Raw genomic sequence first — 15,444 nt, forward strand, 5'->3', positions numbered from 1 at the left:
TATGGGGGGCATATGTCGTACAATCAGCCGCCGTCCGTGCGGCCGCCGTTCAGCGGGGCTCCGGCCGGGCAGGGCGGCAAGCCGGGGTGGGCGCGGAAGCGGATCGTCATCCCGGCCGCGCTGTTCATCTTCTTCGTCGGAGTCGGGATCGGCTCCTCCGGCAGCAGCGACCAGCAAGAGACCAGCGCCAGCAGCGAAGCCGGGCCTCACCCCACCGTCACTGTCACGAAGACCGCTGAGGCGAAGACGACCAAAGACAAAGACGAGAAGCGGTCGGGTGACAGCAAGTCCGTGACCGACGAGGACAAGAAGGCGGCCGTTCCCGACTTCGTCGGGATGGGCCTACAGTCCGCCCAGGACAAGGCACAGAAGGCCGGCTTCTACGGGCTCACTTCGCATGACGCGCTCGGCCGGGACCGGATGCAGGCATTCGACCGGAACTGGAAGGTGTGCGGCCAGAACGTGAAGGCCGGCGCCGTGAAGTCCACAGATACGCAACTGGACTTCGGCGCGGTGAAGCTGGCTGAGGCGTGCCCGACGAAGGACGAAAGGCCGCCGTCGGCGGACGGCGGCAAGATGCCGGACTTCGCAGGCAAGTCGGTGAAGGCGGCTCGAGCCGCGCTCGATTCCGGTACATCCATCACTGTGCAGGATGCCCTTCCGGATGACCGATGGGTGCTGGTTGAGTCGAACTGGAAGGTCTGCACGCAGACCCCATCCGCCGGCGCGTCGTTGAGCGGACAACCCGTCGAGTTCACCGCCGTCAAGTTCGAAGAGACCTGCCCGTAGGCATGACGAAGCGGCACCGCCCCTGCCGCCAGAGCGGAAAAGCCCGGGGAGCGCGTCGGCCCGCCTTCGCCGATGCGCTGAGCCGACACCGCCCTTCGCGCATTCCCCACATCCCTCCCCAGCCGTAACAGTGCTCCGCCATCAGCCGGCTCGGCCTGCCGCTCTTTCGACACCCCCGGCAGGCCCCGCGAGCTCCCCGCCCATGCCCCCAGCCCGCCTCTGCCAAGACCCGGACACTTCGCCCACGTACCGGGACACCGCACGCTCGCCAGCGAGAGCGTTCTCGCCGATCACGGAAATAGCCCACACGTCCGGGGAAACAGGCGCGTTGATCTCGGGCCGTGCCCGAGACATCGGTGGCACGCTTCTACGACGAACTGACCGACGACTGCGACCTGATCTACTCGGACTGGCACGCGAGTATCCGTCGGCAGGGGGACGCCCTCCGCGCCCTGATCGGCCAGGATCGTGCGGCGGTGCTCGACTGTTCCTGCGGCATCGGCACGCAGGCCGTCGGCTTGGCGTCGCACGGGCATCGTGTCACCGGGACCGGCCTCAGTCCGCGCGCCGCTGCCCGCGCTGCCCGTGAGGCCGCCCGCCTGAGCTTGAGCCTGGCCACCGCCGCCGACATGCGAAGCCTACGGTTTCCTGATGGCCGGTTCGACACCGTCGTCTGCGCCGACAGCTCGCTGCCGCATCTGCTGACTGAGCGAAATGTGCACGCCGCCCTGGCCGAGATGCACCGCGTGCTGCGACGGCATGCTGCTGATCAGCACACGTCCCTCTGACGGCCTGCTGCACGAACGCCCGGCTTCGACGCCTCCACAAGTCCACCGGATCGCCGACTGCGCCGACGGCGACGAACGGCCGTCCCCTTCGGCTCCGGCACGACGACGGCGAGCACTGCGACTTGGAGCACTTCCGACTCCTTCCGGCAGTCGGAGCATGGCGGGTCGTGGTCCGCCGGACCACCTACTGGGCACTCCGTCAGGACCGGCTGACGGGCCTTGTAGCGGCGGTTGGGGTTGTCGATTCGAGCTGGCGGATGCACAGCAGGTGGTTCAGCTCTGGCCCGTTCCGCGCTAGTGAGGCCGCAGGTTGTCCGACGCCCGGCCACAGCCGTGAGGTGGCGCTGACGTACTTGATTCTGCTCAGAACGTCAGGACCAGTCGGCCCCGAACGCCGCCTGCGGCGAGGAGTCGGTGCGCCTCGGCGGCCTGTTCCGCCGGGAGTGACTTGGCGACCCGGAGAGTGATGAGGCCGTCCTCCACCTGCTGGCGGAGTCGGTCGAGTTTGGCGTGCTCCCGGACGTACCGGAACACGACGATCGGCTCGAAGACTACGTCCCGTTCGCCGGGGGCGTCGTAGCCGCGCAGTGTCACCACCCGGCCGCCGTCGCGGACCGCTCGAGCGGCGAGAGCGCCGAGCGACGCGCCGTCCAGGAGTCCGTCGACGCCCTTCGGGACTTCTGCGCGTACCCGGTCCGGGTACTCGGCGCCGCGACGGAGTACGACATCGGCGCCGAGTTCCTTGATCAGGTTCTCGTCCTGCTCCGAGGCGTCGCCGACCACACGGAGCCCGTCCGCCTTGGCCAGTTGGACGGCGTATCCGCCCACCGCTCCGGCTGCTCCCGTGATCACGACAGTCTGGCCGGGTTCCAGGCCGAGGGTGTCCAGGGCCAGGCGCGCGGTCAGTCCGTTCATCGGGAGGGAGGAGGCCTGCACGTCGCTCGCGCCGTGGGGAGCGCGGACGACCGACTCCGCCGGGACCACGACCTGTTCGGCGTACGCTCCGCGTGAGCCGTCGGCAAGCACGATCGCCATGACGCGGTCGCCGACGCTCAGATCCGTGTCCGTACCTGTGCCTATCTGGTCCACGACGCCTGCGGCTTCCATGCCGGGGACGAACGGCGGCTGGGCGTCCGGTGACCGGGCGGGGCCGCTGCGCTGGAGGGCGTCGACAGCGTTGACGGTCGCGGCGTGCACCCGGACGCGCACCTCGCCCGGACCTGCCTCGGGTGCGGGCAGCTCAAGAATCCGAAGCACCTCTGGTCCACCGAATTCCGTGAAACCTACAGCCTTCATTCGAAGCACCTCACTGCTTGGCCTGCGGTCGTTGAGGTCTCCGACCCTTCCGTCTCGCGTGCGCCCGGAAAAGGGGAAGGTTCTAGGCGGGGATACGGCCATAGGGGGGGGGACGAGTCTTTCCCCCATGACACCGGTGCCGACGAGAGAATGCGATGCTCCTCGCGGTTGTGCTCCGGTACGCCGATGAGAGCAAGCACGCGGAGCAGTCTGAGGCAGGACCTCCGGAGGCGGAACAAGCGGGTCCGGCGTCCGAGCGCCGCCCGGACGGCGGCATCGAAACAACTGACGAGAGCGACTGACGACCGAGCCGACCATGGTCACGGCCCTCCAGCCGCCCGTAAGGGGGAGAGGGCTCAGGTGGCGGTGTCGGACGATGTCCGCTTCTGGTCCGCGGCCCAGGAGGCCAGGAGGCGCAGCCCGTCGTGGGACGGGGTGGCGGGTTCGGCGTTCCACACGATGATGTGCTGGTCGGGGTCCGTGCCGCAGGTGAGTGTGTTCCAGTCGAGGGTCAGCTCTCCCACCACCGGGTGATGAAGCTTCTTGACGCCCTTGCCCCGCATCGCGACGTCGTGTTCGGTCCACCACTGCCGGAACTGCGTGTCGCGGGCGGAGAGTTCCTCGACCAGAGCGCCGAGGCGCTGGTCGTCGGGGTAGCGGGCGCTTTCCATGCGCAGTTGGGCGATGGCCAGCCGGGTGACCTCTTCCCAGTCGGCGTACAGCGTGCGCATCCAGGGTTCGGTGAAGAGCAGCCGGACGAACACGCGCTCCTGTTCCGGGTAGCGCCCGAAATCGGTCCACAGGGCTGCGGCGAGCTGGTTCCAGCCCAGGATGTCGGTGCGTCGGCCGATGACGAAGGCCGGGGAGGCGGTGAGATCGTCCAGCATGCGCTGTAGCTGCGTATCCACCTGCTGCCGCTCGCGTGACGCGGAGGGGCGCACCCTCTCTTTCGCCGCGAGGTCGAAGAGGTAGGTGCGCTGGTCGTCGTTGAGACGGAGTGTCTTGGCGAGTTCGTCGAGCAGGGGAGCCGATGCCTGGAGACGGCCCTGCTCGATGCGCGTGTAGTACTCGGTGCTGATCGCGGCGAGAAGGGCCACTTCCTCACGGCGCAGACCGCTCACGCGCCGCCGTTCCCCGGCGCGGAGTCCGACCTCGGAAGGACTGAGTTCGGCACGGCGGGCTTTGAGGAACTCACCCAGTTCGTTCAGATGAGGGTTGCGGTTCATGATTTGCAGCCTCGCACAGGAACCCGGAGCCGTGAGGGTGCGTGATCCTGTCCATGTTGGGCTTTACTCATATATGAGGATGATATTAGCTCCGACCTGCACGACAACAAGTGGAAGAAGACTCGGCGGCCCAGGGTGCGTACCGGGCCGCCGAGCGAGCACATGGCTCTGGTGTCAGCTCACAGTGCCTTGAGCAGTTCCTGGGCGAGGGGTACCGCAGAGCCCGGGTTCTGGCCGGTGTACAGGGTGCGGTCCGTCTCGACGTGCGGGGCGAACGGCTCGGTCTCTCGGTAGTCCGCGCCGAGTTCGTCGACGAGGCGGTCCTGCAGCAGCCACTTCGCGCGGTCCGCGAGACCGTTCAGCTTCTCCTCGGCGTTGGAAAGGCCGGTCAGGCGGTAGCCGGCGAACGGGGATGTTCCGTCCGGGCCGATGGTGGCCAGCAGCGCTGCGGGGCCGTGGCAGACCAGCGACACAGGCTTGCCCGAGGCGAGCCACTCGGTGAGCAGCTTGCCGGAGGCGGCGTCGTCGGGCAGGTCCTCCATCGGGCCCCAGCCGCCGGGATAGAACACGGCCACGTAGTCGTCGATGTCGACGTCCTCGATGCGGATCGGGTGCGCCAGCTCGGTCGCCTCACGCAGGGCGGTCCGCATGCGCTCGGCGCCTTCCTCCCCGCCGTTGAAGTCCGCGGTGAGGCTGAGCGCGTCCGCCGTGGGCGGCACACCGCCGGGCGTCGCCGCCGCGATCTCGAATCCGGCCTCCTTGAAGACCTGGTAGGGGCCGATCGCTTCCTCGGCCCAGAAACCGGCCGGCTGCCGGGTTCCGTCGGCCAGCGTCCAATGGTCGGACGCGGTGATCACGAAGAGGATCTTCGCCATGGGTGGATCTCCTTGAGGGGGTGGTCTCAGCCTTTGAGGGCTTCCTGCAGGACGTGGCTGTCGGCGGCCTGCCGCATACTGACGGCCTTGCCGTCAGTGACGGTCCACAGGTGGATGAACCGGACGTCGGCCGTGCTGTCGGACTTGGTCTCGGCGTGGTAGTGCCCGGCCACGAAAACGTGGCCTTCGTCATCCGCGTAGAAGTCCTCGGGCACCGCGCCGAAGGACACGATGTTCGGCATCGGCGTGCCGAAGAAGTCCTTCGCCACGCTCTCCCAGCCGTGGTAGACGCCGCTGTTCGGGAAGCCGGGGGTGATGTCCCAGACGAGGTCCGGGGCCATGACCTCCTTGGTGACCTCGGGCGCCATCCGGGATTCGTAGACCCGCCGGATGAGAGCGAGATTCGGGGATTCGGACATGAGTTTGCTCCTTGTGCGGGGGAAATGGAGACGGATGGAAGGAGGGCCTGGTGATCAGGCCGTGAGGGCCGCCCGTCCGGCATGGAAGATCGCGGCCTGATGTGCGACGCGGGCGCCCAGATGTTCCGCGGTGATGAGGTCCGCCGTGTGGAACGCTTCCGGCCTGGTATCGGTCGGGTTCTGGGTACCGGCCTCCAAGAAGAAGACCAGGCGGTTGAAGCCTTTCTCGCCGCCCTTGCTCGAATCCCAGCCCGGCATCGGGCCCAGGCTGATCGAGTGCATACTGGGCTGAGCGGTCAAGGTGACGAAACAGTCCAGGTCGGATAATTTGTCGCCGCTCCTGGAGCCGGCCTCGGCGAACACGTGGAAAGCCAAGGAGGCGGTATCCGTGTACGTGGCGGCACCGAAGATGATCGCGTCAGCGTCGTCCAACTGCGCCCACTGCTCATCCGTGATGGTGTCCACGGAGATCACGACCGCGTCCGCGCCGGCCCCCACCGCGCCACACGCCACGGCCTCGGCGACGGCGGCCGTGTGGCCGTAGCCCGAATGAAAGCCAACGGCGATCGTGGTGCGGCCGGAAGGGACATGGTGATCGGGCTCCTCGAGAGTCTTCGTCCGGTGTATGGCCGAGCATTGCATCGGAAGAGCACGCTGTGAGGGGTAAGAATTTTTCCCCTGCCTACCGCTCTCCCGGTATGCGCATCCGGTCCGACGGCCGGACCTTGCAGAATGGGGCGCACCGCACTCGCGAGGTACGGCAGTCGCAGTTCGGGTTCGCCGCTCGTCGGAGACTCGGTTTCTGTGCATACTCGGCTATGGCGTTGTGGGCCATTGGGGAACGGCGAAGAGCGCCACCATCTTGGTAATCTCCTGATACACGTATTCAGTACGTCGTACATTGCAATGTGAGTCGCACCTTCGGGCAACGAACAAATCTTTCGCCCTTTGAAAGCTGGTCGCCGTGGACGGCAGCCACCCCGGTCGGCTCTGGACCCCGGTAAGCCGCGATTCCGACCAGTTCCACAAGAATTTCGTGGGTGGTCGTGTTGTGGCTGCCGTCGGTCCTGGCGCCGATCTTCGTCGCGCGCATGCCGGTGACTTGATGGGCGGTTCGTCGAAATCCTCGACTGTGTCCGCCGTCCGGTCAGGAGCGCCGTCAGCCGCTGTGTCTGCTGATCACAGAGCCGCGCCACCGCGGTGAGGTGGAGTTCCTGAACGCGGAAGTAGCGGGGGAGGGGTCGGTGCTCCCGTTGGCCTTGGTGTCCAGCCTTGTCATAAGGGGTGCCATTGCCGGACGTGACGTTCGGGCTCTGGGCCGGTACTGCCCGTGAGCCTGGGCGCTGCAGATCCCGTTCGGGCTGAACGCTACCGTCCCCGTTTCGTAGCTGACAGCGAAGACAGCCGGAAAGCTGCTCGCGCTGGCCGCCGAGGCCGCGGGCGAAGCTCGAGTTGGTCCTCTGACTGTGCAGGTCGCGGCGAGTAGCTCCGTGGTGCATGGCTTAGGGTCCCTAGGTGGCACACACCTTCGAAGAACTCGTGGAGAAGCAACGCGCCGCTGATCAGGCGCACGCGGCCGTCCAAGCCCTGCGGGATCAGGGGGATCCGTCAGCCTACGAGAGCGCGTGGCAGACATGGCGCGACCTCGCCCAACGCGTACAGACCGCAGTCACCGAGCACGCGCAAGAGCAGGCCGCGACACGGGCCGGGGTGGAGCTGGAGGTGAAGAGAGCGGTCCGGTGCGCGGGGTAGCGAGCACGCACTGGCTGCGCTCGGCTGGGGCAACGCGCCGACAGGCGGTACTCGTCGGCGGGCGGGGGGTCGGAGTCCCTCCTCCACCCACCGGATCGTGCCGGGGGCCGGGTTCGAGGTGTTGCGCGAGGTGTCCCAGCACACCAACATCAAACGGCACGCGGTCGCCGAGCGGGTGATCGACTGGGCGCTGGGGAAACCATTGGCGGAGCCGGTGGGCCATGAGCTGGATGCGGCAGTGCAGCGGCATACGCGCCGGGACCTCTCGGAGCCGCCCGGGTAGAGGTCGCTCGAGGCGATGTGGGCCTCGGTGACGGCTGGTGGGGGCCGGGGTCAGGCGGCGGTTTGTGGTGCGAGGGCCTCGTCGAGGGTGGGGTAGAGGGGGATGAGGTCGTCGATGCCGACGATGTGCAGTACTTCCGCCACGGGTTTGGGGGTCTGGGCCAGGCGTAGCCAGCCGTCGCGGGCGCGGGCGGCGTTGTTGGCGGTGACGAGGACGTTGATGCCGCTGGAGTCCATGAAGGTGACGGCGCGGAAGTCGATGACGGTATACGGGGGGAAGCCGCCTTGTGCGGCGAGGGCCTGGCGGAAGAGGTCGGTCGTGGTGTGGTCGATGTCCCCGGCCAGGACGACGACGTGTACGCCGTCCGCGGTCATGTGGTGGGAGACGGTCAGCTGGGCCTGGCTCATACGTCTCCTGCCCTCAAAAGACGGGTCCTCGCTGCTGCGAAGCCCTTCTCGGCCCACGCAAGCGCACGTCGCCGATCCATGTCAACTGCGCCTTTGTGGGGCTGAAGCCCGGAGCGTAGGAGAGACGGCAGGTGAGCGTGGGATGCTGCGGGGGCATGACGCGAACTTCGTGTGACGATCGCAAAATGACGGGGCGGGCGCATGGAGCAGGTCGTGGGGGACGAGGGCCAGGCACAGCGGACCGATTCACTGGCGGCGTCGGCCGCCTACGACGGGGGAGCTTGCTGTATCGGGGATGCGCGGCGTCTGGCCACGGGCTTCCTGCCGAGGTGCAGGCAGTGCACGGACTACCAGTCTCGGAACGGGGCCGGGCATGACGCAGCTGGTGGTCAGTGACCAGGGGGAGTGAGCCGGGCATCGGCTGGCAGGTCACGAGCTGCGCCACAGCGCGGCGTTGGCCAGGTGGCGCAGCGCCGTGCGGGCGAGTGGCATGATCGGCGCGGCGTCCAGTGCCTGCAGGACCTGTTGGTGGCGTTCGGTGATCGTCGCTTCGACTGCGTTGACGGCGCCTGTCTCGAGCAGGATGCGGCGCACGCGAGTGGCGCCCTCCTCATCGAGACCGTTTGCTGGCCGACGAGCTGGTCTCCGGCCCGCACCGCCACCGGGCAACCGGCGTGGCTGCGGCTCGTGTCCTCCCCGGAGGACAAGGCCGCGGGGAAGCTGTGGAACGGCGCCCTCGACGCCCAGCACGTCTTCGGGGACCTCGACGGGCGCCGGCCCGCCCTCCTGGCCGTCCACGGCGCCACCGACGGCGGCACCGCCTACGGCGGCACCGCCTACGGCGGCACCGCCTACGGCGGCACCGCCTACGGCGGAGTTGTCGGCCCGCGTCGACCAGCCGGTCCTGTCCGACGACCCGGTCCTCCAGCAGGATCTCCAGCTGCCTGACTCCTGGTGGGAGGACCTCGCCGGGACGCTGGAGAAGGTGGCGGCCGTCCACACCGACCGCGTCGCCGTACGACAGCAGTACATGGACCGGGCGATCCCCGAGGTCGTGGGCATCCCGGCCCCGGCCGTGATCTGCTGGACAGTCGCCCACGCCGACCTGCAGTGGGCGAACCTCACCGCGCCCCTGCGGCTTCTGGACTGGGAGAGCTGGGGGCGAGCTCCGGAGGGATTCGACGCCGCCACGCTCTACGCCTACACGCTGCACCAGGAGGACGTCGCCGCCCGCGTCCGCGACGCCTTCCCCGTCCTGGGCAGCCCGGCCGGCCTTGTCGCCGAAGCCACCATGTGCGCGCCCAGCTGCTGCAGACCGTGGCCCGCGGCGACAACTCCACCCTCGAAGGCCAGCTTCGGGCCTGGTCCGAGGAACTCCGCCGCCGCTAGCGCCCTCGTTTCAGTGAAGCTCAAGCCGGACACGCTGTGCTTGGCCGGGGGTGCCCTGGACGCGCCATTTCAGTGCCGGAGCCTGGTCTTTCGCTTGGTCCCGGCAGACGGGACAGCAGCTGAGGGGTCAGGTGACATTCAGGTGCAGGCGTACGGTGGTGCCGCGCTCGGTGGTCTGGGCTTCCGTCAGGTCGCACAGCTGCCGTACGGCCCACAGGCCGTGGCCGCGTACCTGCTTGGGGTCCGGCGGCAGGTAGCCGAGGGTCCATCCAGTCTGGGCACCATCGTCGGTGCTGCCGACGTCCTTGATGTCGCAGATGACCCTGTGCCCGGTGCGCCATACGGCGATCTCGCCGGCGCCGCCGCCGTGCTGGACAGCGTTGGTAGCCACTTCGTTGGCGGCGAAGACGAGACGTTCCATCCCTGATGGAGACATTCCCAGCGTCGTAGCCGCGCTTGCAACGAAAGACCGCACAGTGCTCAGGTCGGCGTCGAAGCGCATGGCAACCTTTCCATCGGCGGGCGGCGGTGACAGTTGCCTGTCCCAGACGCCGCCCAGGGGCTCGGCATAGTGTCCGCTGGTGTCGGAGGCTGGGCCGGTCACCAACTGAGGATGCGTGCGCCGGGCGTCGGCGACGACCTGCTCGGGCAGGGTCCGAGCGTCGTAGGGGCAGATGATCCACGCCGGGCAGTCGGCGAATGCGATGTTGATGACCGACTCGTAGCGGGTCCACTCGTCGGTTTCCAGCGCGTCACGTCCGTGCCAGACAGGCTCCCCGATCACCCGGACCCGCGGATGCCGGCCGGTGGCGGTGCGCTCGTCGACGTAGCGGTAGTAGGCGCCCAGGGTCCGCCCGGGTGCCTTGTACCAGTCATCGGCCGCGATGAACTCCACACCCCGGGCGGCGCTGCCCAGCTGTTGGCGCAGCAGGTCGATGTTGGCGGGCGTGGTGACGGCCAGCACTGCGTCGTCCTGCTCCAGGCCGTCCAGGCAGAACGGGACGGTCGCGGTCAGGAACTCCTCGCCGGAGCCGTAGATCAGGCCTTGGTGGATCAGACGCGGGGACCGGTCCGGCCGGCAGGCGGGTGTGTCGATCGCGTTGGTCATTCCGCGGCCCCCCGGGGAGTAACGACCAGGGCGTCCTGCTGGTCGAATCCGGTCACACTGATCACCTGGCACAGCATCGGGGTCAGTTCCACGACCCGCAGACGGCGGCCAGGTGTGAACTTCTCGGCGGTGTGCGCCAGCACGCGCAGGCCCGCCAGGTCGATGAACTCCAAGCCGCTCATGTCCACGCATACGTCCCCTGGCCACTGGAGGGTGGTTTCCAGGGCTTCGGCCAGCGCGGTGGTGGTGCGGTAGTCAACGGAGCCGACGACGCGCAGGGTGCGTTGTCCTTCCGTGAAGGAGGGAACGATGCGCAGCAGAGCGCTGCTGTGCAGTGCCTCGGCCTGCACGGTGCCGGGGTGGTAACGGTCGAAGGTGCGCAGCTGGTCGGGGCTGAACAAGCGGGCGTCGTACTGGCAGACGGCCGTTGCGGGCTGGCCGGCGAACAGTTCATTGACCTTGGCCTCGTACTCGGCGAGCTGGTCGGCTCCGGGGACGTCGCGCAGACCCCAGCTCATCTCCCCGCTGACCCGGAGACCCGTGTAGCCGGCTCTGAGGCTGTCGGCCACTTCCTGCTGCAAGGTGGCGACCATCGTTTCGGCGTCGAAGCGGCCCGAGGCAAGGTAGCCGTCGTCGGCGGTGGCCACCTGCAACTGCCCGCGCGACGCAGCAGCGTCCACATCGGTGCCGACCGACCGCAGCCAGCCGAGCACGGTGGCAGGGTCCTGCCGCTCCGCGAAGTACTGCACCCGCTCCCCACGCGCCAAGCCCTCGGACAGGTAGGCCGTGACCACCCGGCGCTGCTCGCCGTCGTCGGCGAACGCCAGGCACGCATGATCGCCGTGCCCCAGTTCCTGGACCGGCCGTTCCCTACCGTCCTGCGTGATCACCATTGCCTCACAGTCCTCACCACCCCATGCCCGGCCCGGCACGCGTACACCCTTCTCGCATCGAGCCAACCCACAGACAGAACGAGAGTACCGCCCAGGCGGGTAACCCGAGTCCGGCGGCTGCGCCGCGACAGCCGCCCACTCCGACCTGCAGTGGGCGAACCTCACCTCGGGCATGAACTGGATCCAGCACCGCCGCCGAACCCCCCGGATCTCCTCCACGGAGCCCGGGTCACGCACATCGGGTCAAGCCCGCGGATCCATCCGCGCGACCTCCACTGGCGCCATCACCTCCCGCCGGGCCCGGTCGTCCGGCAGCTGCGCCATGACCTCCACCGCGAGCTCCTCCACCACTACGCCGTACCGCATCCCGCACACCCCCGTGTGATCGACTCGGGCAGCAGCGTACGAAGGAACCGCCGATCCCGTTCCGGCCTGTGGATAACCCGGATCGACGAACTTCAGCGCCTGGTGCTCGCCACCGTCGACCCGTACGTCGACCGTGACGTCCTCGCTGAGCCACGCTGGGCGGGCCGAGCAGGCCGGCGAGCGTGCCGCTGGCCGCCTGGGTGCCGACCGTCCACCACCTGGTGATGGCCTGTGAGGGTTTCTTGGCCCAGCGTTGACGTTGACGATGCGACACCGGGGCACATGAATCCGGCACGGTCCATGCGGGTGTCCGGCAGGAGGAGCCAGTGGCCGGTCATGAGGTCTATGCCGTCGGCGCATTTTCGGTGGTGGCCGCGATATTGCTCGCGCGATGGTGCCTGGCGGGCCGAAGTGGCAGGCCGCGCACAGCTGCCGTATCCCGCCGTGCCACGCGCTGGACGGCGCTGAGGGAGGCCCGGCGCATGGGATCCACCGTGGCCCATGCAGAGCAACGCCTGCCGACGGACGAGCCATGTGCTCAGGGGGCGGTGCAGGAGGCGGAAGACCTCGTGCACGGCTACTGGCGCCAGCTCAGTCCCCTCTATCTGCCCAAGCGCGATCACCATCAGCACTGAGCCGGTCGGGCCGCGCATGGCCGGGTACGGGGGACTGGTCAGGTGCTGAGGGCTTGGCGGAGGGTTTCGCGGCAGTCGATGACGGCGTCGACGCCGACGATCTGCAGGAAGCGCATCACGGCTTCGGTGGGTGCGGCCAGGCGGATCCAGCCGCCAGCCTCGGTGAGGGCGCGGTGGGCGGCGATGAAAATGTCAATGCCGATGGAGTCCATGAAGGTGACCCGGCTCAGAGCGACCACGACGCGGGGGCGGGTAGTTCCGGAGGCGTCCAGGGCCTGGCGGACCGTCTGGCCGGTCCTCGCGGTCGATCTCTCCTGCCAGGGTCAGCACATGGATGCCGTCGGTGGCGGTGGAGACGACCGACAACTGGCCTGACTGCGCGGCTGGTTCGGTGTCCGCCATCTCTCCCTCGGCCATGTCGGTGATACTGGCACAGCAAGGCCGCGCTGAGCAGCTCTTTGACGTCGTGGTCGATCTCGCCTGCACGGTGACGACGCGCACGCCGGCGACCATGCGGTGTACGGCGGAGAACCGGTCTGGTTGGTCCGCGTTCTCGATGTCGCTCACCGGCTCCTCGACTGCGCTTGGGGCTCGCCCCTCCAGCAGGTCGTGGTGTCAGATTGGCGAACTTGTCCCACAGTACGTAGGCAGTGAAGTAGAAGTCGGGTGCCTGGGTCTGAGCCAGCAGGGTCACACGATGCACACCGACTGCGTCGCAGATCAGCAGCTCCCGCCGAGGGGGCTTTATCTTCCGCTCGACGACCCGCAGGAGCGGTCCCGGGCCGCCGGTGTCGATGCCGATGTCCAGCTCTTCCTCGAAAGGATCACTCTGAATCGCTTCGCTCGGATCGAGAGCAGTGCCGCACCACCACACGGTCGCGGAGGGGTACTTGCTCAGGTACATGGCCAGCCGGCTGGTCAATTCTTCCCGGGCCCTGTCCGCAGTAAGGCGCAGCGTGCGCTGGGCTTCCCCGACGACCCGAACAACGGTGCCTGGTTCCTTCGACTGCGCTGGCACGCGTTCGTCAACGTCGAACTCGCTGTGTCCGTGCTGGAAGCGGATGACGACCTCGGTCTTGGCACCGGGACCGTCCGAGACAGAAGCCCACGTGGCTGCTGAGCCAAGAGCGAGCACCCGGCAGCCCTGTGCGACCTGTTCGGCAGGTCGGCCACTATCAGGACGCCGCCGACGGGAGCATCGTCACGCGCGTCCGTTGCACGCGGCACCGGGCCCCGCATACCGGGTCCCGAACCGTCCGCCACAACCGCTCTTGACCTGGAGCGCGCTCCAGATACGAGCATAGTCGGCATGAACACCACCGACCCCCAGATCGTCCTCGGAACGATGGACTTCGGCACCCGCGTCGACCCCGACCGGGCCTTCGCGATCCTCGACTCCTTCGTCGCCGGCGGCGGTGTCTGGCTCGACACCGCGAACTGCTACTCCTTCTGGACCGACCCCAGTGGCGTCGGCGGCGCCAGCGAGCGCCTCATCGGCGCGTGGCTCCAGGCCCGCCCGGGCGTGCGCGACGCGGTGCGGATCGCGACGAAGGTCCGGCAGAACCCGCTCGTTCCGCACTCCTGGCCGAAGAGCGCCGAAGGGCTTTCCGCCCGCGCCGTCCACGCCGGCGTGGAGGGGAGCCTGGGACGTCTGGGAGTCGAGCACATCGATCTGCTGTGGGCCCACGCCGAGGACCGCGCCGTGCCGCTGGAGGAGACGGTCGGCGCCTTCGGCGAGCTGGTCGCAAAGGGGTTGGCCCTGCGGGTCGGGGCGGCGAACCATGCCGCCTGGCGTGTCGAGCGCGCCCGGTCACTCGCGCGGGAGCAGCGCGTGGAACCGTGGACGGCCCTGCAACTGCGCCACTCACTGGTCCAACCGCGCCCGCTCACCCCCGTGGCGGAGGCCGGCCACCGCATGCTCGCTGCCGAGGACCTGGACCTCGCGCGGTCGGAGGGGCTCGCCGTGTGGTCGTACAGCTCGCTGATGTGGGGTTCCTACGTGCGCGCGGACAAGCCGCTTCCGCAAACATATGATCACCCCGGGACCATTCAGGTGCTCACGGTCGTGGACGACATCGCCGGAGAGCTCTCGGCCACGAGGAACCAGGTCGTCCTGGCATGGCTGATGCGGCAGGGGATCGATCCCATCGTCGGCGCGAGCCGGGTGGAGCAGATCGAGGAGGCACTCGCTGCACGCCGTGTGCGGCTCAGCGACGAGCACCTGGCGCGCTTCGACGAAGCGCGGTAACAGCTGCCAAAGGAGCCTCATGACCACCGTCCCCCCGGCAACAGCCGCCGACCGTACGGGTGTCTCCATCGACACGCTGCGCTACTACGAGCGTGAAGGGCTCATCGGCCCGATCCGGCGCTCCGCCGGCGGGCGCCGAGAGTACACCGAGGACGACCTTTTCTGGATCGGCCTGGTCACCTGCTTCCGCGAGGCCGGCCTCGGCATCGCGGATCTGCGGGGGTTCGTCGCCATCCTGCGCGCCGAGCACCCTCCGCAGGACCGGGTCGCCTTCCTTCGCGAGCGCCGTGCCTCCCTGGAGCAGCGGGTGGCAGCGCTGTGCCGGGCCATGGAGGTTCTCGACGAGAAGATCGCCTACTACAGCTGAGCGCCGGGAACGCCGCACTCAGCTCGCGCCCTGCCCACCACACATCACCCACAATCCCGAACTCCTCGCCGTCTGGAACCGACAACGGCACAACTTCTGCCACTGGCTCAGGCAGCAGATGGACACAGGACAACCTCCCCTGCCTACTGGGGCCCTCAAGTCGTTGCTCGATGCCCGCAGCGTGCACTCCTCATCCGTCAGCAGGCTGACGTCGCGCACCCACTGGTACGCCTCCTCGTTGAGGAACCCGCCGTTCCAGCCGCTGTTCACGACGACGGGGTGCTCGGGGGTGGCTTCCGGTGGCGCGGGGTCCGTCGGCTCCGTGCCGAGTGAGCCGGGGTTGGGCCCGGGCACCCAGTTGCCGGTGGCGGGGTCCTGCGTGGCGCGTATGGGTGGCCGCAGCGCCGTCGTCAGCGCAAGGCCCGATACGGCTGTGGAGCCGCGCTGGGTGATGACGCGGGTGGCGTAGACGCCCAGGATGCGCGCGATGTCGGCCGGCTCCATCTCCGTCACCCCGGGACAGGCCCGCTCGTCCAAAGCCGGGGGACAGGCCGATGCGTGTTCGAAGCTGGTTCAACCGATTTGAACCCCTGACGCGGGACA

At 68.4% G+C, this 15,444-nt stretch carries 18 protein-coding genes and 2 pseudogenes; 8 read left to right on the plus strand and 12 right to left on the minus strand.

Annotated features, from left to right (window positions below; translation table 11 throughout):
- Positions 1-12 precede the first annotated feature (12 nt).
- Together ACFVYS_RS22025 and ACFVYS_RS22030 are read left to right on the plus strand one after the other, a co-directional pair.
- The gene (locus ACFVYS_RS22025; RefSeq protein ID WP_389504397.1) at positions 13-789 is read left to right on the plus strand and encodes a hypothetical protein; all 777 of its coding nucleotides are present in this window, start codon (positions 13-15) and stop codon (positions 787-789) included.
- 341 nt (positions 790-1,130) lie between these two features.
- Positions 1,131-1,837, plus strand: a pseudogene (locus ACFVYS_RS22030) (class I SAM-dependent methyltransferase); the annotation flags it as partial.
- A gap of 103 nt (positions 1,838-1,940) precedes the next feature.
- Here the strand turns inward: ACFVYS_RS22030 and ACFVYS_RS22035 are convergent.
- The 5 genes from ACFVYS_RS22035 to ACFVYS_RS22055 all read right to left on the minus strand — a co-directional run bounded on the left by ACFVYS_RS22035 (position 1,941) and on the right by ACFVYS_RS22055 (position 6,035).
- Complete coding sequence (locus ACFVYS_RS22035) at positions 1,941-2,873, minus strand: NADP-dependent oxidoreductase (protein ID WP_389504399.1); 933 nt, start codon at positions 2,871-2,873, stop codon at positions 1,941-1,943.
- A 356-nt stretch (positions 2,874-3,229) separates the two neighbouring features.
- Positions 3,230-4,099, minus strand: a complete 870-nt coding sequence (locus ACFVYS_RS22040; RefSeq protein WP_389504400.1) for a helix-turn-helix domain-containing protein — start codon at positions 4,097-4,099, stop codon at positions 3,230-3,232.
- Between the two features lie 179 nt (positions 4,100-4,278).
- Entirely contained in the window at positions 4,279-4,974 is a 696-nt protein-coding gene (locus ACFVYS_RS22045; protein ID WP_057581546.1) for a type 1 glutamine amidotransferase domain-containing protein, read from the minus strand.
- Positions 4,975-5,000: 26 nt separating this feature from the next.
- Positions 5,001-5,393, minus strand: coding sequence for a nuclear transport factor 2 family protein (locus ACFVYS_RS22050; RefSeq protein WP_389504402.1), 393 nt, complete (start codon positions 5,391-5,393; stop codon positions 5,001-5,003).
- A gap of 54 nt (positions 5,394-5,447) precedes the next feature.
- Complete coding sequence (locus ACFVYS_RS22055; protein WP_389504404.1) at positions 5,448-6,035, minus strand: flavodoxin domain-containing protein; 588 nt, start codon at positions 6,033-6,035, stop codon at positions 5,448-5,450.
- Positions 6,036-6,908: 873 nt separating this feature from the next.
- Here ACFVYS_RS22055 and ACFVYS_RS22060 point away from each other — a divergent pair.
- Positions 6,909-7,145 (plus strand): hypothetical protein, encoded by a 237-nt coding sequence (locus tag ACFVYS_RS22060; protein ID WP_389504406.1) that lies wholly within the window; start codon positions 6,909-6,911, stop codon positions 7,143-7,145.
- A gap of 333 nt (positions 7,146-7,478) precedes the next feature.
- Here ACFVYS_RS22060 and ACFVYS_RS22065 read toward each other — a convergent pair whose 3' ends face one another.
- The gene (locus ACFVYS_RS22065; protein WP_389504408.1) at positions 7,479-7,835 is read right to left on the minus strand and encodes an STAS domain-containing protein; all 357 of its coding nucleotides are present in this window, start codon (positions 7,833-7,835) and stop codon (positions 7,479-7,481) included.
- 429 nt (positions 7,836-8,264) lie between these two features.
- Positions 8,265-8,429: a hypothetical protein gene (locus ACFVYS_RS22070; RefSeq protein ID WP_389504410.1), complete on the minus strand. Its 165-nt coding sequence runs from the start codon at positions 8,427-8,429 to the stop codon at positions 8,265-8,267.
- A 93-nt stretch (positions 8,430-8,522) separates the two neighbouring features.
- Between ACFVYS_RS22070 and ACFVYS_RS22075 the strand changes: the two genes are divergently transcribed.
- Positions 8,523-8,783, plus strand: a complete 261-nt coding sequence (locus ACFVYS_RS22075) for a hypothetical protein (protein WP_389504411.1) — start codon at positions 8,523-8,525, stop codon at positions 8,781-8,783.
- 568 nt (positions 8,784-9,351) lie between these two features.
- Here ACFVYS_RS22075 and ACFVYS_RS22080 read toward each other — a convergent pair.
- From ACFVYS_RS22080 to ACFVYS_RS22090, 3 genes are all read right to left on the minus strand, one after another.
- Positions 9,352-10,332, minus strand: a complete 981-nt coding sequence (locus ACFVYS_RS22080; protein ID WP_389504413.1) for an anti-sigma factor RsbA family regulatory protein — start codon at positions 10,330-10,332, stop codon at positions 9,352-9,354.
- Positions 10,329-11,225 carry an MEDS domain-containing protein gene (locus tag ACFVYS_RS22085; RefSeq protein WP_389504414.1) on the minus strand — a complete coding sequence of 299 codons (897 nt, stop codon included), beginning with the start codon at positions 11,223-11,225 and terminating at the stop codon, positions 10,329-10,331. Before ACFVYS_RS22085 ends, ACFVYS_RS22080 begins: the two co-directional genes overlap by 4 nt.
- 243 nt (positions 11,226-11,468) lie before the next feature.
- The gene (locus ACFVYS_RS22090) at positions 11,469-11,591 is read right to left on the minus strand and encodes a hypothetical protein (RefSeq protein WP_389504415.1); all 123 of its coding nucleotides are present in this window, start codon (positions 11,589-11,591) and stop codon (positions 11,469-11,471) included.
- A gap of 482 nt (positions 11,592-12,073) precedes the next feature.
- On the opposite strand from ACFVYS_RS22090, the gene ACFVYS_RS22095 reads away from it, so the two are divergent.
- A complete protein-coding gene (locus ACFVYS_RS22095) occupies positions 12,074-12,226 on the plus strand; it encodes a hypothetical protein (RefSeq protein ID WP_389504416.1) in 153 nt (50 codons plus the stop codon).
- 38 nt (positions 12,227-12,264) lie between these two features.
- Here the strand turns inward: ACFVYS_RS22095 and ACFVYS_RS22100 are convergent, their stop codons facing one another.
- Entirely contained in the window at positions 12,265-12,498 is a 234-nt protein-coding gene (locus ACFVYS_RS22100) for an STAS domain-containing protein (RefSeq protein WP_389504624.1), read from the minus strand.
- Between the two features lie 71 nt (positions 12,499-12,569).
- Between ACFVYS_RS22100 and ACFVYS_RS22105 the strand changes: the two genes are divergently transcribed.
- From ACFVYS_RS22105 to ACFVYS_RS22115, 3 genes are all read left to right on the plus strand, one after another.
- On the plus strand, positions 12,570-13,346 hold the full coding sequence (locus tag ACFVYS_RS22105; RefSeq protein ID WP_389504418.1) for a hypothetical protein: 777 nt from the start codon (positions 12,570-12,572) through the stop codon (positions 13,344-13,346).
- 189 nt (positions 13,347-13,535) lie between these two features.
- The gene (locus ACFVYS_RS22110; RefSeq protein ID WP_389504419.1) at positions 13,536-14,474 is read left to right on the plus strand and encodes an aldo/keto reductase; all 939 of its coding nucleotides are present in this window, start codon (positions 13,536-13,538) and stop codon (positions 14,472-14,474) included.
- Between the two features lie 19 nt (positions 14,475-14,493).
- Positions 14,494-14,841: a MerR family transcriptional regulator gene (locus ACFVYS_RS22115; RefSeq protein ID WP_389504421.1), complete on the plus strand. Its 348-nt coding sequence runs from the start codon at positions 14,494-14,496 to the stop codon at positions 14,839-14,841.
- 177 nt (positions 14,842-15,018) lie between these two features.
- Here the strand turns inward: ACFVYS_RS22115 and ACFVYS_RS22120 are convergent.
- Positions 15,019-15,381: pseudogene (locus tag ACFVYS_RS22120) on the minus strand (transcriptional regulator); the annotation flags it as partial.
- Between the last annotated feature and the right edge of the window lie 63 nt (positions 15,382-15,444).

This window comes from Streptomyces sp. NPDC058295 (assembly GCF_042880655.1).
GTDB lineage: Bacteria > Actinomycetota > Actinomycetes > Streptomycetales > Streptomycetaceae > Streptomyces > Streptomyces coriariae.

Coding starts and splice junctions, on each gene's coding strand:
- ACFVYS_RS22025 (WP_389504397.1), top strand. CDS start 13: ATGTCGTACAATCAGCCGCCGTCCGTGCGGCCGCCGTTCAGCGGGGCT.
- ACFVYS_RS22035 (WP_389504399.1), bottom strand. CDS start 2,873: ATGAAGGCTGTAGGTTTCACGGAATTCGGTGGACCAGAGGTGCTTCGG.
- ACFVYS_RS22040 (WP_389504400.1), bottom strand. CDS start 4,099: ATGAACCGCAACCCTCATCTGAACGAACTGGGTGAGTTCCTCAAAGCC.
- ACFVYS_RS22045 (WP_057581546.1), bottom strand. CDS start 4,974: ATGGCGAAGATCCTCTTCGTGATCACCGCGTCCGACCATTGGACGCTG.
- ACFVYS_RS22050 (WP_389504402.1), bottom strand. CDS start 5,393: ATGTCCGAATCCCCGAATCTCGCTCTCATCCGGCGGGTCTACGAATCC.
- ACFVYS_RS22055 (WP_389504404.1), bottom strand. CDS start 6,035: ATGCAATGCTCGGCCATACACCGGACGAAGACTCTCGAGGAGCCCGAT.
- ACFVYS_RS22065 (WP_389504408.1), bottom strand. CDS start 7,835: ATGAGCCAGGCCCAGCTGACCGTCTCCCACCACATGACCGCGGACGGC.
- ACFVYS_RS22080 (WP_389504413.1), bottom strand. CDS start 10,332: ATGACCAACGCGATCGACACACCCGCCTGCCGGCCGGACCGGTCCCCG.
- ACFVYS_RS22085 (WP_389504414.1), bottom strand. CDS start 11,225: ATGGTGATCACGCAGGACGGTAGGGAACGGCCGGTCCAGGAACTGGGG.
- ACFVYS_RS22090 (WP_389504415.1), bottom strand. CDS start 11,591: ATGCGGTACGGCGTAGTGGTGGAGGAGCTCGCGGTGGAGGTCATGGCG.
- ACFVYS_RS22095 (WP_389504416.1), top strand. CDS start 12,074: ATGGGATCCACCGTGGCCCATGCAGAGCAACGCCTGCCGACGGACGAG.
- ACFVYS_RS22110 (WP_389504419.1), top strand. CDS start 13,536: ATGAACACCACCGACCCCCAGATCGTCCTCGGAACGATGGACTTCGGC.
- ACFVYS_RS22115 (WP_389504421.1), top strand. CDS start 14,494: ATGACCACCGTCCCCCCGGCAACAGCCGCCGACCGTACGGGTGTCTCC.